Origin of the sequence: Allocoleopsis sp. (assembly GCF_036703385.1) — a bacterium.
In the GTDB taxonomy this organism is placed as follows: domain Bacteria; phylum Cyanobacteriota; class Cyanobacteriia; order Cyanobacteriales; family Coleofasciculaceae; genus Allocoleopsis.
Window position 1 is genome coordinate 1 of the sequence record NZ_DATNPA010000472.1, and the last position, 4662, is coordinate 4662.

General features: G+C 44.2%; 6 protein-coding genes. All 6 read left to right on the forward strand.

The features are described from left to right. Positions 1 to 459: 459 nt before the first annotated feature. The gene (locus tag V6C93_RS23020; RefSeq protein ID WP_333479007.1) at positions 460 to 1074 is read left to right on the forward strand and encodes a DUF4388 domain-containing protein; all 615 of its coding nucleotides are present in this window, start codon (positions 460 to 462) and stop codon (positions 1072 to 1074) included. 255 nt (positions 1075 to 1329) lie between these two features. Next, a complete protein-coding gene (locus V6C93_RS23025) occupies positions 1330 to 1740 on the forward strand; it encodes a response regulator (protein WP_333479008.1) in 411 nt (136 codons plus the stop codon). A gap of 76 nt (positions 1741 to 1816) precedes the next feature. Next, positions 1817 to 2092 carry a hypothetical protein gene (locus tag V6C93_RS23030; protein ID WP_333479009.1) on the forward strand — a complete coding sequence of 92 codons (276 nt, stop codon included), beginning with the start codon at positions 1817 to 1819 and terminating at the stop codon, positions 2090 to 2092. A gap of 399 nt (positions 2093 to 2491) precedes the next feature. Beyond that, positions 2492 to 3376 (forward strand): TIGR02587 family membrane protein, encoded by an 885-nt coding sequence (locus V6C93_RS23035; protein ID WP_333479010.1) that lies wholly within the window; start codon positions 2492 to 2494, stop codon positions 3374 to 3376. Then, complete coding sequence (locus V6C93_RS23040; protein WP_349262809.1) at positions 3373 to 3789, forward strand: TIGR02588 family protein; 417 nt, start codon at positions 3373 to 3375, stop codon at positions 3787 to 3789. The genes V6C93_RS23035 and V6C93_RS23040 overlap by 4 nt, the downstream gene beginning before the upstream one ends. Before the next feature lie 25 nt (positions 3790 to 3814). Then, a complete protein-coding gene (locus V6C93_RS23045; RefSeq protein WP_333479012.1) occupies positions 3815 to 4609 on the forward strand; it encodes a sulfite exporter TauE/SafE family protein in 795 nt (264 codons plus the stop codon). Positions 4610 to 4662 lie beyond the last annotated feature (53 nt).

Genomic DNA, 4662 nt, shown 5'->3' on the forward strand with positions numbered 1-4662 from the left:
TTACTTCCTTAAATAAATTGTTAAAAAAATTTTATTAATTTATGATTATTCTGCAAAAATTACCAATTTTAATTATTAATTAAGACTTACAAACAGGCTTAACATTTACCTCTCTCATTAGGCAGAATTCAGGAACAGCAAGTGTTGTTACCTTGTTAATTAACCGCGCTACCAACTGAGAAGAAAGAATTAATTAGAGCTAAGACAAAGCAACCAAGATGGAGCTTTAGATATCGCCACAGATAGATAAAGACTATTTAGCGGATTACATCTATTGGTAGAAGAGTATTGCCTCCTTAGAACGAGACTCTTCAGCTGCATAGTTTTCAAACTATTAATAGAAGCTAGGTTCTTTTTTAGCTCAGATTTCTTGCATCCTCAGCTGGCAACTGAGAGTGTCTTTGAGACGTTTAGTTTCGCTGATGGTCGCGCATTCAATTAGGTTTTGGGTGTTTCTACATGTCTATTACAGCTTTCTTAGCCGAATTTTCTATTCCAGAAATTCTTCAGTTTATCGAAAAAGGGCATAAAACTGGCTTGCTGACGATTCATATTAAATCCGCATCCCCAGCAAGCAAGAGCAGTGTTCATTACATCTGGGTAAATCAGGGTTGCCTTGTGGCAGCGGCTATGCAATTAAACCAGCAAGGGTTAGTGAAACTGATTGAGGAACAACAGTGGGTGAGCGATCGCGTATTCGACAAATTGATTCATTGGTGCTGTCCCATTAGTGAACCGATGGGAACGTACCTCAAAAGTCAAGGTGTCTTGCACATCGAACAATTGAAAGAACTCTTCTATCTTCAAGTATTACAGCCAGTATCAACCTTGTTTCAACTCAAGGATGGTATTTTAAAATTCGACCAAAATGTATCCATCCCAACGCGAGAAATGACGGGCTTGAGCATATCAGCGGGAGTCTTACAGCATTGCCTTCTAAGGGGTGGAAACCCAGCCTCCTTAGCTCTTGGAAGCGTTGGTGTGTTGGGCTTGAGCGGGTTTCCCTTAGAGCTTCTGGTGAACCACATTAGCCTTCCGAAAGCAGTCGGGCAAAAAACAGCGCTCTTCGCATAAACCAGCAACACTTTGAACAATCTCAGTGATAAGCTGCTGTACTATCTAAGCAAGCCTAATGTGGATGGGTTTTCAAGCCCATCCCACAAGAGTTTCATAAATTTGATTATGCAAAATTGAACGCCTGTTCGCTTATTAACTTATCAACCTCTATCTCAAAATAGCCATGAACACATGATACGAAGTTGCGTTCAAATGACATCTATCAAAGATTACTCTAACTAAATTAATCGGCTATATTAAATCAAAATGAGGATGACCATCTCTCTAAATAGTGAACAGCTGCCTATGGAAAAACAGCCACTTATTTTAGCTGTAGATGACAATGAAGATAGTTTAACTCTACTCATTGCGGTTTTGGAATTATACGGTTGCATTGTTATCACAGCAACAGAAGGTTCAAAGGCTTTAGCTTTAGCAGAGAGTTATCAACCTGACTTAATCTTACTTGATTTAATTTTACCCGACCTCAATGGTGAAACAGTTATCAGTCACCTCAAACAGAATTCCAAAACCAGCCAAATTCCCATCATAGCCACGACGGGTTTAGCAAGAACAGCAGATCAAGAATATTTTCTTAAACTAGGCTGTACACACTATCTAATCAAACCCTATATTATTGATGAACTCGAAAAACTGCTCTCTCTCTATCTCAATGAAAATTGAGCGGAACAGAGGGTTCAGGCTTCTTTTTCAGCAACATTCAGGGCTCGATGCATCTATCTTCACAGGACGGTTAAGTATGACTAAGGGAGTTTTCTACTGCTACCAAATCCCCCGATGTAACCTAGCTAGGATTGATTGGATTTTAGAGAATCCAATTCGAGACTGGGAACTGGAAGTCGAAGTGGGTCAACCCGTATGGAGGGTGGAATATAATCATAATCACCCCAGTATGCAGAAATTTAATCGACTTACTACCTGTACAGCCTGTCAATTTCTCGGTGTGGTCTTTGACGATGATGTCGAAGATGAGTTTGAAGAGGAGTGGCAGGAAGCAACGCTTGTGTGGCATTAATCCAGGTTGTAAGGGTTGTAGGAATAGTCCCCCAGTTCCCTCAGCTATCATAAGGAGGGCGCTGGGAAACCCCTCGTATGAACTTCGGCAGATTCCGACTTCAACCGGAACCAAGTATTTAATCGGTAGCGAACGACGAAGTTTTGATGCGTGTGATTCTCCACGTTTGAGAAAACGTCAGTACTGCTTGAGTTTACGTCTTCTCGTACTGATGCAGCGAAAGAGCTACAACTCCGTCAGTAGAAATAAGCCTATAATGGTAAGGCTTTGGTAGCATGAATTTATGTAATCCAGAATACAGATTTGTAGGCAGTTCCTTCTGGGGCTGTCTTGATATACCTTTGCTAGGAGGTTTTTACTCTGTACGCCGGGTACGGCAGGATCAGAATTTTCCGACGCATGACAAAACGCACTCGTAAAAAACGTCAACCTTCCCACTCGTGGTCAAATCAACTGAATGATATGATTCGGGGTGCTTCAGGTGGCTTTTTATTTGGAATTCCTCTGCTTTATACGATGGAAGTTTGGTGGATTGGCTCTCAAATCTCTCCATCCTTAATGTTAGCCATTTTGGCGATTACCTTCGTCGTTGTTTTGCTGCTAAACCACACGGAAGGATTTCGTAAAACCCAAAGTAAGCAGTTTTTCGATACAGTGATGGACAGCTTTGAAGCTTTGGCAATTGGAATTATCAGCGCTACCTGTATCCTTTTTGTGTTAGGCGAGATTACACAGAAAACACCGCTGAATGAATCACTGGGTAAGTTAATCTTGGAAAGCGTTCCTTTTTCGCTAGGAGCCGCTTTGGCGGGTGCTTTTTTAAGTGGCGATCGCTGGTCATCTTCCAATAATCAGGATTCTGACCAACAAGGCAAGAAATCAAACTTTAACGCCACCCTGGCTGATATAGGTGGCACTCTAATAGGTGCGATGATCATTGCCTTTAATATTGCGCCCACCGACGAAATCCCCATGCTCGATGCAGCGATCGCACCCCCCAGGCTTTTAGCCATCATTGCTGTATCGCTGGTAATTTCCTATGGGATTGTTTTCCAGGCGGGCTTTACTACGCAGAAACAGCGCCGACAGCAAAAAGGTATCTTTCAGCGCCCGATTAGTGAAACGGTGATGTCCTATCTTGTTTCACTTTTTGCCTCAGCATTTATGTTGTTTTTTTTCCATCGCTTGAGTTTAGATGACCCCTGGACGCTGTGGTTGAGCAGGACATTAATCCTCGGATTACCAGCAACTATCGGCGGTGCAGCAGGACGTCTAGCGATATGAAAGATATGGATTCATCAGACCCCCTGGAACAACAACCCCCTCGTTCACCCGCTGAGTGGACAACTTTTAGTATTGCCCTGTTGATTGTGGCTGTGATTGTCGGACTCGTCATTTATCAATGGCTGACTCAGAAGAATCAACCCCCTGTAATATCAATTAACCGTTCCAGTGAAATTCGCGAAGCACCAGGGCAATTCTATGTTCCTTTTGAGATCGAGAACACAGGCGGAGAAACCGCTGAGTCCGTTCAGGTAATTGCTGAACTCCGCATTGATGGTGAGGTGGAAGAATCGGGTGAACAGCAAATTGACTTTCTCGCCAGTGGTGAAAAGGAGGAAGGTGCTTTTGTCTTTAGCCGCGATCCTCGAAAGGGTGAACTCGTTGTCCGAGTTGGTAGTTACAAGCTACCTTGACCCAATAAGTTGTAATTCGTAGTTCATGAGCATAGCAATAGTTGGTCACTTCCTGGCCGCTGCGATCGGGGTGAGTTTGGGCTTAATGGGTGGTGGCGGTTCGATTTTAGCCGTTCCGGTTTTAGTTTACGTGATGGGGGTTGCGCCCAAAGCGGCGATCGCAATGTCTCTAGCGATTGTGGGGACAGTGAGCCTGATCGGGGCTATTCCCCACTGGAAACTGGGTAACGTCCGCTTGGGAACTGCCTTTTTGTTTGGTTCGACGGCGATGCTGGGAGCCTATTTGGGGGCGAGATTAGCTTCCCTGGCTTGGATGAATGATACCTTGCAGATGGGACTGTTTGCCGTAACGATGTTGCTGGCAGCGGTTTTGATGATTCGCAAAAGTACTCAACTATCGCAGGCAGAGATGGCAGAAGCAGACACTGACTCTCAGTCTACGCCGAAACGCCGTTATGCGTGGTTTTGGATGGCGATCGAAGGGATGGGTGTCGGTGTGTTAACGGGATTGGTAGGAGTTGGGGGTGGTTTTGCGATCGTGCCTGCATTGGTTTTGCTGGGTAATGTTCCGATTAAGCAGGCGGCAGGAACCTCTCTATTGATTATTGCTCTTAAATCGGTAACCGGCTTTCTCGGTTATCTAGGACAGGTTGAGCTAGATTGGCCTTTGATGGCATCCTTTACCGTGGCGGCTAGTTTCGGTACTATCCTTGGTATTTACCTGGTTCCGTTCATCAAATCGCGACAACTTCAGATCGGATTTAGTTGCTTTCTGCTGCTTATGGCAGGGTTCGTTCTTTGGGAAAATTGGGCAAGCTAGTATTCAGTGAGCAGTGAGCATCAGGCTATAGCGGTTCTCAGTTGTGTGCGCTA